This window comes from Pedobacter sp. AC212 (genome assembly GCF_979258625.1).
This window is the reverse complement of record NZ_OZ409870.1, coordinates 1,110,848-1,125,532: the sequence shown is the minus strand read 5'-3', so window position 1 is coordinate 1,125,532 and position 14,685 is coordinate 1,110,848. Positions and strand designations below refer to the sequence as shown.

Annotated in this window: 11 protein-coding genes; 6 read left to right on the top strand and 5 right to left on the bottom strand. The window is 37.1% G+C overall.

Annotated features, from left to right (window positions below):
- Nucleotides 1–54: 54 nt before the first annotated feature.
- Entirely contained in the window at nucleotides 55–660 is a 606-nt protein-coding gene (locus tag ACZZZC_RS04850) for a transposase (protein ID WP_463486662.1), read from the top strand.
- Between the two features lie 27 nt (nucleotides 661–687).
- Here the strand turns inward: ACZZZC_RS04850 and ACZZZC_RS04845 are convergent, their stop codons facing one another.
- On the bottom strand, nucleotides 688–960 hold the full coding sequence (locus ACZZZC_RS04845) for a hypothetical protein (RefSeq protein ID WP_463486661.1): 273 nt from the start codon (nucleotides 958–960) through the stop codon (nucleotides 688–690).
- A gap of 268 nt (nucleotides 961–1,228) precedes the next feature.
- Between ACZZZC_RS04845 and ileS the strand changes: the two genes are divergently transcribed.
- From ileS to ACZZZC_RS04825, 4 genes are all read left to right on the top strand, one after another.
- The gene (gene ileS / locus ACZZZC_RS04840; protein ID WP_463486660.1) at nucleotides 1,229–4,660 is read left to right on the top strand and encodes an isoleucine--tRNA ligase; all 3,432 of its coding nucleotides are present in this window, start codon (nucleotides 1,229–1,231) and stop codon (nucleotides 4,658–4,660) included.
- 30 nt (nucleotides 4,661–4,690) lie between these two features.
- Entirely contained in the window at nucleotides 4,691–5,074 is a 384-nt protein-coding gene (locus ACZZZC_RS04835) for a TraR/DksA family transcriptional regulator (protein ID WP_056087634.1), read from the top strand.
- Nucleotides 5,074–5,748 carry a lipoprotein signal peptidase gene (locus ACZZZC_RS04830; protein WP_463485070.1) on the top strand — a complete coding sequence of 225 codons (675 nt, stop codon included), beginning with the start codon at nucleotides 5,074–5,076 and terminating at the stop codon, nucleotides 5,746–5,748. The genes ACZZZC_RS04835 and ACZZZC_RS04830 overlap by 1 nt, the downstream gene beginning before the upstream one ends.
- A gap of 135 nt (nucleotides 5,749–5,883) precedes the next feature.
- A complete protein-coding gene (locus tag ACZZZC_RS04825; protein ID WP_463486659.1) occupies nucleotides 5,884–6,402 on the top strand; it encodes a DUF4269 domain-containing protein in 519 nt (172 codons plus the stop codon).
- A 118-nt stretch (nucleotides 6,403–6,520) separates the two neighbouring features.
- Here ACZZZC_RS04825 and ACZZZC_RS04820 read toward each other — a convergent pair whose 3' ends face one another.
- The 4 genes from ACZZZC_RS04820 to ACZZZC_RS04805 all read right to left on the bottom strand — a co-directional run bounded on the left by ACZZZC_RS04820 (nucleotide 6,521) and on the right by ACZZZC_RS04805 (nucleotide 12,830).
- Nucleotides 6,521–6,880, bottom strand: coding sequence for a ribosomal maturation YjgA family protein (locus ACZZZC_RS04820; protein ID WP_463485068.1), 360 nt, complete (start codon nucleotides 6,878–6,880; stop codon nucleotides 6,521–6,523).
- A gap of 279 nt (nucleotides 6,881–7,159) precedes the next feature.
- A complete protein-coding gene (gene odhB, locus ACZZZC_RS04815) occupies nucleotides 7,160–8,389 on the bottom strand; it encodes a 2-oxoglutarate dehydrogenase complex dihydrolipoyllysine-residue succinyltransferase (protein ID WP_056848445.1) in 1,230 nt (409 codons plus the stop codon).
- A gap of 105 nt (nucleotides 8,390–8,494) precedes the next feature.
- Nucleotides 8,495–11,293, bottom strand: a complete 2,799-nt coding sequence (locus tag ACZZZC_RS04810) for a 2-oxoglutarate dehydrogenase E1 component (RefSeq protein ID WP_463485067.1) — start codon at nucleotides 11,291–11,293, stop codon at nucleotides 8,495–8,497.
- Between the two features lie 262 nt (nucleotides 11,294–11,555).
- Nucleotides 11,556–12,830: a DASH family cryptochrome gene (locus tag ACZZZC_RS04805; RefSeq protein ID WP_463485066.1), complete on the bottom strand. Its 1,275-nt coding sequence runs from the start codon at nucleotides 12,828–12,830 to the stop codon at nucleotides 11,556–11,558.
- Nucleotides 12,831–13,005: 175 nt separating this feature from the next.
- On the opposite strand from ACZZZC_RS04805, the gene ACZZZC_RS04800 reads away from it, so the two are divergent.
- Nucleotides 13,006–14,613: a DUF4139 domain-containing protein gene (locus tag ACZZZC_RS04800; protein WP_463485065.1), complete on the top strand. Its 1,608-nt coding sequence runs from the start codon at nucleotides 13,006–13,008 to the stop codon at nucleotides 14,611–14,613.
- The last annotated feature ends 72 nt before the right edge of the window (nucleotides 14,614–14,685 follow it).

The following is a 14,685-nucleotide window of genomic DNA, read 5'->3' as shown; positions in this document are numbered from 1 at the left end:
TTATAGGTTTTAAAAACCTTTAAGGTTTATTACTATATTTAGGTAAAAATTGACATGAAATATTTAGATAAATTTCATCCCGACAATTTTTACCACATCTTTAATCACGCTGTTGGCAAAGAAAATCTTTTCAAAAATCACGATAATTATATTTTTTTCCTTTCCAGGCTCAATAATTATTTATCGCCGATAGCAAAAACTTTTTGTTATTGCTTGATGCCCAATCATTTTCACCTCCTCATTCAAATCAGAGAAGAAAATACAATAAGAATTTCAGCTAACAACTATGATGAAAGCTTTGATTTTCATAAGTTTATCATGCAAAAGCTGAGCAATTTCCTCAACGGTTACGCCAAAGCATTTAATAAGCAGAGTAATAGAAAAGGTGCACTTTTCTTAGATTTTACTAAAAGAATTAAAATTAAAGATGAATCGTATTTCACGAGATTAATAAATTACATTCATCAAAACCCTGTGCATCATAATTTTTGTAAATTCCCAGCAGAATGGGATTATTCATCTTATAATTCAATTATCTCAATAAACAAATCTTCAAAGTTAGAAAGAAAAGCAGTTTTCGATTGGTTCGGTGGGATTGAAGAATTTGTAGATTTTCATCAAAAAGAAAAATTTACTGAATTGGATTTTCCAAACCTATAAGGTTTTAAACTCTATAGGTTTATCCCGCTACTCCGTAACAGCCTTTTCCTCCTCATCATCTACCGGGACCTCCACCGTCGGGTCGGTAATAATTTCTGCGTTCCCGTCTTTGTCCTGCTTTGCAAACAATACCGGATATAACATCCATAATGCACCAACCATTACCAGTATGCCGGCCAGGATTTGAAAATAGCGAGCCCAGCTAACTTCATTCGCACTCAAAATTCGGTAAGCGACAAATGACAATACACCAAAAATAAGAACTAAAACGGCTTTTTGTAATTTCAGGAGCTTGATCATGGGGAGTTTCTTTTGTTTTGGATAATATGGACTAAAACAAAGATTAGTCCAATAAGTTCGAGCAGGCCACAGAAATAAAATGCGAACAACATAAAATCCCGGTTAGCAGGACTGATAATGGCAACAATAGGCAGTGCAATTACAGCTATAATCATCAACGAAAGCCCGAAATTAAATAATTTCACATTAAAAGTATTTACATCAAAACTACCAAAATTCAGTCAATTTTTTTAACTTTGCATCCTTAATTTTTTGAGGTACTTAATTGATGTATAGCGAATTTAAACAATTGGACCTTGCCAAAATGGGGCAAGAAATACTGGATTTTTGGAAAGAAGAAAACATCTTTGAAAAGAGCATTTCGTCTCGTCCGAAATCTAATCCGTTTACTTTTTACGAGGGACCGCCGTCTGCTAATGGCATGCCGGGCATTCACCACGTAATGGCTCGTGCTATTAAGGATATTTTTTGCCGCTACAAAACAATTAAAGGTTATCAGGTTAAAAGAAAAGCGGGTTGGGATACACACGGCTTACCCGTTGAGCTTGGCACCGAAAAAGAATTAGGCATTACTAAAGAAGATATCGGCAGAACCATTTCTATCGAAGATTATAATGAAGCCTGTAAAAAAACAGTGATGCGTTACACTGATGTGTGGAACGACTTGACTGAAAAAATGGGCTATTGGGTAGATATGGATGATCCATACATTACTTACAAATCGAAATACATGGAATCGGTTTGGTGGCTTTTAAAGCAGATTTACGATAAAGGATTAATTTACAAAGGCTACACCATCCAACCGTATTCACCAAAAGCAGGAACAGGCTTAAGTTCGCACGAGGTAAACCAACCAGGCGCTTACCGCGATGTAACTGACACCACAATTGTTGCGCAATTCAAGGCTTTGCCTGATACTTTGCCTTCCTTTTTGAAAGAAGCTGGAGATATTTATTTGTTGGCCTGGACCACAACTCCGTGGACTTTACCATCGAATACGGCGCTAACTGTCGGACCGAAAATTGACTATGTTTTAGTTAAAACTTTTAACCAGTATACTTTCTTGCCAACCAATGTAATTTTGGCGAAAAGCCTGGTTGGGAAACAGTTTGGCAAAGGTTTTTTTGAAAGTAACGAAGCTGAAGATTTTGCTAATTTCAAAGCTGGTGATAACCTGCCTGCCGGCAAGGCAGGAAAGATTCCTTACCAAATCCTTACCGAATGCAAAGGAACCGAACTGGTTGGCATAAAATATGAACAACTTTTAACCTACGCTTTACCATACAACAATCCTGAAAATGCTTTCCGCGTAATTTCTGGCGATTTTGTAACTACCGAAGACGGTACTGGTATTGTACACACCGCACCAACGTTCGGTGCTGATGATGCTAAAGTTGCCAAAGAAGCCGTTCCAGAAATTCCACCAATGTTGGTGATGGATGATCATGATATCCTTGTTCCGTTGGTAGATTTGCAAGGGAAATTCACTAAGCATGTTGGCCCTTTCGCTGGCAAATATGTTAAGAATGAATATTACAATGCTGGTGAAGCACCTGAAAAATCGGTTGATGTTGAAATCGCGATTTTATTAAAGGAAGAAAATAAGGCCTTCAAAGTAGAAAAATATGTCCACAGTTACCCACATAGCTGGAGAACTGATGAGCCACTTTTATATTATCCTTTAGACTCTTGGTTTATCAAGGTAACTGATGTTAAAGACAGAATGTTCGACCTCAACGAAACCATCAACTGGAAACCAAAATCTACAGGTGAAGGTCGTTTTGGCAATTGGTTAAAAAATGCCAACGATTGGAATTTATCGCGTTCGAGATATTGGGGAATTCCTTTGCCAATCTGGAGAACAGAGGATAAAAAAGAAGAAGTTTTAATTGGCTCTGTTGAAGAGCTTTATAACGCCATCGAAAAATCAATCGCAGCAGGTTTTCAAAAAGAAAATCCGTTTAAAGGTTTCGAGGTTGGCAACATGTCTGAAGAGAACTACAACCTGATCGACTTGCATAAAAATGTAGTGGATCAAATTACTTTGGTATCTCCATCAGGCAAACCAATGACTCGTGAAAGTGATTTAATTGATGTTTGGTTCGATTCTGGTGCTATGCCTTATGCACAGTGGCACTACCCTTTCGAAAACAAAGAAAGCATTGATGGAAACGAAGATTTTCCGGCAGATTTCATTGCCGAAGGTGTAGACCAAACCCGTGGTTGGTTTTATACTTTACATGCCATTTCTACATTGGTTTTTGATAAGGTAGCCTACAAAAATGTAGTTTCAAATGGCTTGGTATTGGATAAAAACGGGCAGAAAATGTCTAAACGTTTGGGCAATGCTGCTGATCCTTTCCAAACTATTAACGAATATGGTGCTGATGCTACGCGTTGGTACATGATTTCGAACGCAAACCCTTGGGATAATTTAAAATTTGATATCGAAGGAATTGCAGAAGTTCGCCGTAAATTCTTTGGAACACTTTACAACACTTACGCTTTTTTTGCTTTATACGCTAATATCGATAAGTTCGAAATCGACAAAAACAATTTAAGCAATGTGGCAGATAGAACGGAGTTAGACCGGTGGATTTTATCGTTGCTGCAAACCTTAATCAATGAAGTGGATGAGGCTTACAATGCCTACGAACCTACTAAAGCTACCCGTGCTATCCAGGCTTTTGTTGATGAACACCTAAGTAACTGGTACATCAGATTAAGTCGACGCCGTTTTTGGAAGGGTGAAATGACTGATGACAAACGTGCCGCTTATGAAACGCTTTACACGTGTTTAGAAACTTTAGCACAGCTGATGAGTCCGGTAGCACCTTTCTTTGCCGATTGGTTGTACAGAAACTTAAGTATCAACGATAAAAATGCCGAACAATCTGTTCACTTAACATTGTGGACACCAGCAGACGAAAGCTTAATCGATACAGATTTAAATGAGCGCATGGTTTATGCTCAGGATATTTCTTCGATGGTTTTATCATTGCGTAAAAAGTCGAGCATCAATGTTCGTCAGCCTTTAGAAAAAATCTTAATCCCTTCTTTAAGTAGTGATTTTGAGCAAAAAATTTCGAAAGTTGCTGATTATATCCTTTCAGAAACCAATGTTAAACATATCGAATTTATCACTGATACACATGGCATTGTAAAGAAAAAAGTTAAACCGAACTTTAAGGTTTTAGGTGCGAAAGTGGGTAAAAGCATGAAAGCCGTTGCAGATGCAATCAACAATTTCAGTCAGGAGGATATTTTCACTTTAGAAAAAGAAGGACAAATAAATATCTCAACTGACTTTAAACTCGGTGACAGTATTTCATACGATGTACAACTTTTAGATGTTGAAATCATTGCAGAAGATATTCCAGGATGGCAGGTGACTAATTTAGGTAGCTTAACGGTTGCTTTGGATGTAACTATTTCTGAAGAATTAAAACAAGAAGGAATTTCCCGTGAGCTGGTGAACAGAATTCAAAATTTACGTAAAGAATTAAATTTTGAAGTGACAGATAGGATTAAAGTGGCTTTACAAAATGATAACCTGGTTAGAGCAGCAGTTGCAAAAAACAAGGCCTACATTTGCGCAGAAATTTTAGCCGACGAATTAGAATTAACAGATGGAGCGTTTAGCTCAAACAAAATCACTATAGACGATGTTGAACTAAGCATTTCAGTAACTAAAATATAAATCCATATCTTAGAAAACTAAATTAAAAAAATGGAAAACAGTAACAAAACACGCTACTCAGACAGTGAACTTCAAGAATTTAAAGAACTGATTCAAGATAAATTACGCATTGCGAAAGAAGAACTTAATGCATTAACATCATCATTAAGTAACCCTAACGCTAATGGAACGGAAGATACTTCAGGTGCTTACAAAACTTTAGAAGATGGTTCGGCAACCATGGAAAAAGAGCAAATCAATCAATTAGCTGCCCGCCAGAAAAAATTTATCGACAATTTGGAGAATGCATTGGTGCGTATCGAAAACAAAACTTATGGCATTTGCCGCGAGACTGGGAAATTAATTCAGAAAGAACGTTTACGTGCGGTTCCACATGCTACTTTAAGCATGGAAGCTAAATTAAAGCAAAGTTAATGAAAGGCTATACAAAACCTTTATTAGTTATCTTTTTAGTTTTACTTGCTGACCAAGCGCTTAAAATTTGGGTAAAAACCAATATGGAGATTGGCCAGGAGATTATATTTTTTGGAAAATCTGGCTTGCATTTTACTGAAAATCCTGGAATGGCATTCGGAATGGAGTTTGGTGGCGAATTCGGTAAATTAGCTTTATCAATCTTTAGAATTATTGCCGTTGGCGGAATCGGTTACGGCTTACATTATCTGATCAAGAAAAAGTATCATAGAGGATTGATATTAAACGTCTCCTTAATTTTCGTTGGCGCATTGGGCAACATTATCGATTGTGTATTTTATGGCGCAATATTCGATAAAGGAATGGTTTACAATGCTTCATTTAATGATTACTCCAGATACGAAGGTCTCGCTAAATTTTCATCCGATGGATATTCTTCGTTTCTTCACGGAAATGTTGTAGATATGTTTTACTTTCCTCTATTAACAGGTCATTTTCCAAGCTGGATACCTATTTGGGGCGGTGATGAATTTGTATTTTTCAGACCCGTTTTTAACCTTGCTGATGCTGCAATTTCAGTCGGGGTAATACTGATCCTTATCTTCCAGAAAAACTACTTTAAAGAAGATGTTAAAGATGAAGTGGGGATTAATAGTGAGATTGTTGAAGATTAGTATTTCAAAGTCGTCAACTTTTTAGCGATAGCGCTATTAAAGTTGATAACTTTAAATATTTATAAGCCCAATTCTTAATTGAGATGGGCTTTTTTGTCCAATGCCCCGTTATGAGTAGCAAAGCGCTGATTAAAAATGATAAACTTTCTTGATATATCTTACCTGAAACTTGGAAACGACAAGCAGCAAAAAGCCTATCAGGTTATAACTGATCATGCCATTTTGGAAAAGCTTGCTCAATACAATCCGATTTTGGTTGGCACGATTCCTATCAACATCGACATAGAGAAAAGCGATTTAGATATCATTTGTTATGCTAAGGATAGAGAAGAATTTAGGAAGAAGTTGGTGCATCATTTTCATTATATGAAAGGCTTCATCATTTCTGAAAATCAGAAGCTACAGTCAGTGAAAGCAAACTTCTTTATTAATGATTTTGAATTTGAAATTTTTGGTCAAAATATTCCTACCGAACTACAAAATGCTTATCGCCATATGCTCGTTCAGCATAAAATACTTCAAGAACTAGGGGAGGATTTTAGAACCCGAATTATTGAATTAAAAAGACAGGGTTACAAAACAGAACCTGCATTTGCTAAATTGTTAGCGCTAAAAGGAGATGCTTATGAGGAACTTTTGAAGTTGGAGATATAGTTACTCCCCTATTCGTCATTTCGACTGAAGCACGGCGGAATGGAGAAATCCTTCTAATGAAGCTTGCGTATTAAAAGATTTCTCCACTGCGGTCTAAATGACGACCAAATCAATAACCTCAATCCCCAAACAACAAACAAATCAAGTAACCAACAAAGTAAGCGAGCAAATCATACACGCTAAAATAAGTTCCTAATACTACACTCCAAAACTTGTTATCCTGTAAGCCCAACCAATTTACATAATGAAAGAGTTGCAAGAATTCGATAACGAAAGAGAAAATTAACACACCTAAAGCAAGCTTCTTATAGTTTGTTTTGAGAAATATCATCAGGAAAGCATAGATCAAAACTACCACCAATACATCGCCACCGAAAGGCCGTATGTAAGCGTCGTGCAAGTATTTTGCAATTAAAATTTCGACAATAAATATTCCGATGAATATGAGCAGGAATTTCAGATTGAACGTTAAATGCATTTTCAAATATATCGATTACATTAATTCATTAACAACCCTCCTGTTAAGAAACCTCATTTGCCATCATACATAAACGGTCGTCACCCTGAATTTATTTCAGGGTCTTAAGGGCAAAGCGGCTTAGCATTAAAGATGCTGAACTAAATTCAGCATGACGAGACGGCTAACAAAAGTATTATAATCAATGCTTCGTGCCTCACAATGACGAATTTGTTGGAAATCAAAAAAGCCTCAACAAAATGTCAAGGCTTTATATTTTAAAAGAATAATATTAGCGATTTAAACGCCTAACAACAATCTCGCTGGATCTTCTAATAATTGTTTAACACGAACTAAGAAACCAACAGACTCACGTCCGTCAATAATTCTGTGATCGTATGATAAAGCAACGTACATCATCGGACGAATAACCACCTCACCTTTTTCGGCAATAGGGCGCTCAATAATGTTGTGCATACCTAAAATTGCAGATTGTGGTGCGTTGATGATTGGTGTAGACATCATTGAACCAAATACACCACCATTAGTAATGGTGAAAGTTCCACCTGTCATTTCTTCGATCGTTAATTTGCCATCGCGGGCTTTGAGTGCTAAAGCTAAAACAGATTTTTCAATCTCTGCTAAGCTCATACTTTCAGCATTACGAATTACAGGAACAACTAAACCTTTCGGCGCTGAAACTGCTATAGAAACATCAGCGAAGTTATTATAAACAATTTCTTCACCATCAATGCGAGCATTAACTGCTGGAAAATCTTTCAGCGCTTCTGTAACCGCTTTGGTAAAAAAGCTCATGAAACCTAAACCTACACCATATTTTTCTTTAAAGGAATCTTTATATTTTCCGCGTAGATCCATAATCGGCTTCATATTAACCTCGTTGAAAGTGGTTAACATTGCAGTTTCATTTTTAACCGAAACCAAGCGTTTCGCTACTGTTTTACGCAGTGGCGACATCTTCTCACGACGTTCGTCACGAGCGCCTGCCGGAGCTGCAGCTGCAACAGGGGCACTAGCTTTAGGAGCCTCTGGTTTTTTACCAGCTTCTGCTTTTACAGCATCATCTTTGGTAATGCGACCATCAACACCTGTACCTTTAACAGCACCAGCATCAATACCTTTTTCAGCAAGAATTTTTCCAGCTGCAGGAGACGGGGTTCCAGTAGCATAGCTCTCGCCAGATGCTTTCTCAGCAACAGGTGCTGATGTTTTATCTTCAGCTACAACGGCTTTATCTTCTGCTTTTGGAGCCTCTGCCTTCGCAGGAGCTGCGCCACCATCTTCAATTTTACAAACTACTGCGCCAATAGCTAAAGTATCGCCTTCAGCAGCTATGGTTTTTAAAGTTCCAGCTTGTTCTGCGGTTAATTCGAAAGTAGCCTTGTCTGATTCTAATTCAGCAATAACTTCATCCATTTCAACAACATCGCCATCGTTTTTTATCCAACGTGATAAAACAACTTCGGTTATCGACTCACCAACTGGTGGAACCTTTATCTCTAAACTCATATTTTTAAAATTGTAATTTTTGTTGTTATATGTTTAAGATTGCAAAGTTGAAATGTTTTAGATGCTAAACCCTCTACGTTAAACCCTGCAATCCTTTACCTCAAATTAATCGGCTTCTGCCATCTTTTTGCTCGCTTTTTTTGCCGCTTCTTTAACTTCTTCTTTTTTAATCGGAAGTTCTAAAGCTTTAGCTAAAATATAAGCCTGCTGGTTGGCATGTTGTTTAGCAAAACCTGTTGCAGTACTGCTACTTTCTTTTCTAGAAATTACATCAATACCTTTCAATTCAGTTTTATATAATCTGCGGAATAAATATGGCCAGGCACCCATGTTCTCTGGTTCTTCCTGAACCCAGAAAATTTCATTGGCATTTTTATATTTTTTCTTAATAGCTTCCATTTGATCAATAGGTGTAGGATATAATTGTTCTACACGAACTATTGCCACATGTTTAACCTGATCAGCCTGTTGTTTTTCTAATAATTCGTAATAGATTTTTCCACTACAGAAAACGATTCTGGTTACCTCCGCAACTTTAACGTTTACATCATCTATTACTTCTTTAAAACCGCCCTCTGTAAATTCCTCAAGTTTCGATACACAAGCAGGGTGACGTAACAAACTCTTAGGTGTAAATACAACTAATGGTTTACGGAAATCGCGTTTAAACTGGCGGCGTAAAACGTGGAAGAAGTTTGCAGGTGTTGTACAATTTGCTACTTGCATATTATAATCTGCACAAAGCTCCATAAAACGTTCGATACGTGCCGAAGAGTGTTCTGGTCCCTGACCTTCATAACCATGAGGCAATAACATTACCAAACCGTTTTCGCGTTGCCATTTTGTTTCCGCACTGGCGATATATTGATCGACAACAATTTGTGCTCCGTTAAAGAAATCTCCAAACTGTGCTTCCCAAATGGTTAATGCATTCGGATTGGCCATAGCATAACCATATTCAAATCCTAATACACCATATTCTGATAAGTGTGAATTGTAAATATCAAATGTTGCCTGCTGATCTGAAATATTAGCTAATGGTACATATTCTTCTTCGCTATCTTCCAATGTTAAAACCGCATGACGGTGTGAGAAAGTACCACGCTCAACATCCTGACCACTTAAACGAACCCGTTTGCCTTCTGATAACAAAGTACCATAAGCCAACTGCTCGCCCATTGCCCAATCGAAAATATTAGTTTCGTTAACCATTTTGGTCCGTTCCGAAAATAATTTTTCAATTTTTTTGAAGAACTTTTTATTTGATGGTAAAGTGGTAATGCGCTTCCCAATTTCTAGCAAGGTAGATTTTTTAACTGCCGTAACCGGCGATGTTAAGAAATCTTTAGGAGTAGCCATACGTAAATCGGCCCAGGCACCACCAAATTTGATCTCAGCGTTTCCAGCAACATATTCTTTCGCTTCGTTTAAGCGTTCCTGCAAAATACCACGGAAATCTTTTTCCAATTCTTTCGCTAAACCCGCTTCTAACTTGCCTTCTTTAGTAAGTTGCTCGATATAAATTTCCCTTGGATTAGGGTGTTTTTCAATTGTTTTGTAAAGTAACGGTTGTGTGAATTTCGGCTCATCAGATTCATTGTGACCGAAACGACGATAACATAAAATATCGATAAAAACATCATTTTTATATTTCTGACGATATTCCATTGCCAGGTTAATTGCATAAACCAAAGCTTCAGGATCATCTCCATTTACATGGAAAACTGGCGATAAAGTAACTTTTGCAATGTCGGTACAGTAAGTACTTGTACGGGCATCTTTATAATTTGTGGTAAAACCGATTTGGTTATTAATCACCAGATGGATGGTTCCACCGGTTTTATAACCTTCAAGGCCTGCCATTTGAATTACTTCGTAAACAATACCCTGACCGGCAACTGAAGCATCTCCGTGAATCAAAATCGGTGCTAAACGAGAGTTATCGCCACCGTATTTGAAATCGATTTTCGAACGACTCATGCCTTCTACAACACCATCTACAGTTTCTAAGTGAGATGGATTTGGGCAAAGACTTAAGTGAACGCTTTTGCCTGCAACCGTAGTTACATCAGTAGAATAACCTAAGTGATATTTTACATCGCCACCAAAAGGAGTTTCTGGGTTGTAGCTTTTGCCTTCAAATTCAGCAAAAATATCTTTATAAGTTTTTTGCATAATATTAGCCAGCACGTTCAAACGACCGCGGTGCGCCATACCGATTACAAACTCCTCAATTCCTAATTCAGCACCTTTTTCGATTACCGAATCTAATGCTGGAATCAAAGCCTCTGCACCTTCTAAAGAGAAACGTTTCTGACCTAAAAATTTTGTACCTAAGAAATTCTCGAAACTTACTGCTTCATTTAATTTTCTAAGAATGCGTTTTTTTTCGTCAATTGAAAAATTAGGCGTATTACGTGCACTTTCCATTTTCTGTTGAATCCAGTTCAACACTTCAGGCGTACGTAAAAATTTATATTCTGCTCCGATTGAGCTTGTATAAGTCTGTTTTAAGAAAGCAACAATATCTTTCAGTTTGGCAGCACCGATACCAATTTCAACACCTGAGTTAAAAACCGTTTCTAAATCTGCATCAGATAAACCGAAATTTGCAAGGTCTAATGTAGGTTGGTGTTTGCGTCTTTCGCGAACAGGATTGGTATGTGTAAACAAGTGACCGCGGGTTCTGTAACCATCAATCAAATTTAAAACACTAACTTCTTTTAAAAATTGTTCCGGAGTTTCGGCTGTAACCGTTGGGGCTTCAGAACCTCTTCCGAAATCAAAACCCTCAAAAAACTTTTGCCAACCAAACTCAACTGATTCAGGATCTTGCTGATACGACTGATATAAAGAATCTATATATTCGGCGTTTTCGCCACTAAGATATGATAAACTACCCATTATTTACTGTTTACTATAAGCATTACAAAATTAGAATTTTACCTTATATAAATGGTAAAAAACTGGATTAATTGCACAAAAAAATATATTTAGAAACATTCTGACTTTCAGGCGAATTTATATCGCAAGGAATTAAAATAATTACTGCTCATGGTTAAGCAAAAGGCAAGCCAATAATTAATTAGTGAATGAGAGAATTAGCGAAATGAAGGAATGATAAAATAATTCGATTGGAAAACAATGCTTCAAAATGCATAATTAGCTACGAGGCCCAGGTTAAAGCATAATTCCCTTTCGGATCAAGATTTTTGATGTTTTTATCGAGATCAAAAACGCTTTTCGATTTTTGATCGTTTCCAACGCCGGCAACATTTGCCCAATTGCCCCAATTACTCGCAGGATTATAATCGATTAGTTTCTCTTCAAAATATGCCGCACCAAAAACCCAGCTCACTTCTAAATTATTTATTAAATAAAGTGCGGCTGTTTGTCGTGCAATATTTGAAATAAATCCAGTCTGGTTAAGCTCTGTCATCACTGCATCAACAACTGCAAAACCAGTCTGACCGTTTTTCCATTTCGTAAAATTCTCCTGTTCATTTTCAACATCAACTAAACCCTGGCTACCAAAACCATTCGGGTTAAAGAAGGTGTTACCGTATTTTTTGAACATAAAACGGAAATAATCCCGCCAAAGTAATCCTAACAAAACATGATTGAACATGGCTTTTGTATTGGGCATTCCTTCCATTTTTTTTATTTCCCAATATACCTTTCTAGGTGATAAACAACCCATGGCCAGCCATGCGGAAAGCTTTGAAGCAAGAATTAAGTTTTTAGAAGTAGCAGCTTGTTGCATAGCCACAGTCACTTTTTGAAGATGCGCTAATCCTTCAGCTTCGCCACCGGCAAACTCAAAATCAGCACGTTGATCTTTCTCTTGTGGAAGCAGATTCAGTTCTTCTAATGATAAAAGTGTTCCCCAATCGATAACTTCGGCAACATTGATCCGATCTGGCGCTGGTATACACGGCTTAATAATCGAGTCACGTTCAATTTTCTTTTTGAATTGATTAAAAGCATCGGGAATATCTTTGATTGGAAAAGGAAGATCTTCTTTATTATATAAAGTATGGCCGATGAAATGTTTCAGGTTGACACGTAATTTCCAAAGGGCATTTTCTACTAAAGTAGAAACATGGGTTTCTTCTCTCGCTACTTCGCGATGATGATACACTTCGGTAATTTCATATTCCTGAACCAATTGAGGAATGATGTCCTCTGGGTTTCCTTCAGCTATTAAAAGGTTGCCACCAATTTGTTTTAGTGAAGAGCGAAGTCCTAAAACACTTTCTAAAATGAATTGAGCCCGAATGTTGCCAGTTTTAAGTGTGTCATATTTAGTTTCACCAAATTGACGGTGATCTAAAATATAAACTGGCAAAATCGAATCAGACTTAGCAATAGCCTCCACCAGCATTTCATTATCATGCAAACGGAGATCATTTCTAAACCAGACTAAAATTTTTTTGGACATCTTAATATTTCGAAAAGGGTGTTAAGAACGTAATCACAAATTTATCTTATTTTTTGTCGGCATCAAAAACCACGAATTTTCTTTACAAATACTCAACAAAAATTACCGTTATGGAAAAATAGAAAATCGTACATCCTGTATTCAGCATCCATTTCTAATACATAATAAGAAAAAAATGAAACGAATCCTAATTGCACTATTATTTCCTTTTGCTGCTTTTGCTCAACAACAAATTAAAACTAAAGCCATTTTACAAAGTGTAACGGTATACAATAACGGTGCGCAACTCACGCATTCAGGCAAAGTGAGTCTTCCAGCCGGAACATCGGAAATTGTAATCAACAATATATCTGGACGGGTGAATGAAAATTCTATTCAGGTTGGGGTAACTGCGGGCGTAACGATTTTGGCGGTGCAATTCAACAAAGATTTTTTGAATACTGATGCAGCTAACCCAGAGATTAAAAAATTGAATGATAGTTTGAAAATCGTTTCCGGAGAGTTGACTAAAATTAAAAATGCAAAAACTATAGAAGAACAAACTTTAGTTTTATTGGATGAAAACCGAAAATCGGGCGGTACAAACAACGGCACGAACGTATCAGAGTTGATTAAATTAGCCGAATATTACCGTACTAAAAGTGCTGAAGTGAGGGCGGCTATTTCTGCGCTGGCATTAACTGAAGAAAAACAAAATCAAAAACTTACTGCTTTGCAACAACAAATTGCAGAATTAAGAAACAGCCCAAATCAACAATTAGGACAACTTGTTTTACAGTTAATGTCTAAAGATAGTGCCGAAGCCAGCTATAACGTGTCATATGTAAGCCCGGCTGCAAACTGGTTAGCCAGTTATGATATTAAGTCGATGAGTACAGCAAAACCACTTGGCATAGTCTATAAGGCTGCGATTACACAAAGTACAGGTTTGGATTGGAAGAAAGTAAAGCTTTCCTTATCAACCGGAAATCCTAATTATAATATCACTGCACCTAATCTAAGTCCGTGGTTTGTATCTACCAATCAACCACAAATACGGATCAGAGGCATGGCCTCCCCAATTATGAGAGAGGAAAAAAGCCTTTATGAAGTGGTCGTAACTGATTATTCGAATGCAAAAAAGTCAGAAGCAGCTGTATCAACTATCAACAACTACACATCGGTTAACGAAACTCAACTTGGGGTTACCTTTGATATTGATATTCCATATGATGTAAATAGTGACAACAAACCACATACGGTTTCATTTAAAGAATATGAGGTACCTGCTAAATACAAATATTACGCAGCACCAAAATTAAGTGCCGACGCCTTTTTACTGGCTGATGTTATTGATTGGGAGAAGTTGAATCTTCAAGCGGGAAATGCCAATATTATTTTTGAAGGCACCTACACCGGAAAATCATTTATCAACCCTGCGAATATTTTGGATACGCTGAGTTTGAGTATGGGGAAGGATAAAAAAATTATCATCACTAAAGAAAAACAGGAAGATTTTAGTAGCACTAAATTTATTGGGTCGAACAGAAAACAACTTTTCACGTATTTAATCAAGATTAGGAATACTAAGAAGGAGGCGATTGATCTAACATTGAAAGACCAATATCCGTTATCTTCTGAAAGTGATATTGAAATTGAATTATTGGAAAGCAACGGCGCAGAAGTTAATAAAGAAACAGGAATGCTTTCATGGCAATTGACAATTGCGCCAAATGAAACCAAAACCATTAAGCTAAGCTATTCTGTTAAGGCACCAAAAAATAGGATAATTGCAGGGTTGTAGATTTATTTTCGGCATTAAGATCCCCACTTATGCAAGGATGACGGACTTAACGAAATTAGTTCGGTTCCGTCA

What these genes read in the sequence shown, in the direction of transcription:
- ACZZZC_RS04845 (WP_463486661.1), bottom strand. Translation starts at nt 960, where the DNA reads ATGATCAAGCTCCTGAAATTACAAAAAGCCGTTTTAGTTCTTATTTTT.
- odhB (WP_056848445.1), bottom strand. Translation starts at nt 8,389, where the DNA reads ATGAGTTTAGAGATAAAGGTTCCACCAGTTGGTGAGTCGATAACCGAA.
- ACZZZC_RS04800 (WP_463485065.1), top strand. Translation starts at nt 13,006, where the DNA reads ATGAAACGAATCCTAATTGCACTATTATTTCCTTTTGCTGCTTTTGCT.
- ileS (WP_463486660.1), top strand. Translation starts at nt 1,229, where the DNA reads ATGTATAGCGAATTTAAACAATTGGACCTTGCCAAAATGGGGCAAGAA.
- ACZZZC_RS04825 (WP_463486659.1), top strand. Translation starts at nt 5,884, where the DNA reads ATGATAAACTTTCTTGATATATCTTACCTGAAACTTGGAAACGACAAG.
- ACZZZC_RS04810 (WP_463485067.1), bottom strand. Translation starts at nt 11,293, where the DNA reads ATGGGTAGTTTATCATATCTTAGTGGCGAAAACGCCGAATATATAGAT.
- ACZZZC_RS04830 (WP_463485070.1), top strand. Translation starts at nt 5,074, where the DNA reads ATGAAAGGCTATACAAAACCTTTATTAGTTATCTTTTTAGTTTTACTT.
- ACZZZC_RS04820 (WP_463485068.1), bottom strand. Translation starts at nt 6,880, where the DNA reads ATGCATTTAACGTTCAATCTGAAATTCCTGCTCATATTCATCGGAATA.
- ACZZZC_RS04835 (WP_056087634.1), top strand. Translation starts at nt 4,691, where the DNA reads ATGGAAAACAGTAACAAAACACGCTACTCAGACAGTGAACTTCAAGAA.
- ACZZZC_RS04805 (WP_463485066.1), bottom strand. Translation starts at nt 12,830, where the DNA reads ATGTCCAAAAAAATTTTAGTCTGGTTTAGAAATGATCTCCGTTTGCAT.
- ACZZZC_RS04850 (WP_463486662.1), top strand. Translation starts at nt 55, where the DNA reads ATGAAATATTTAGATAAATTTCATCCCGACAATTTTTACCACATCTTT.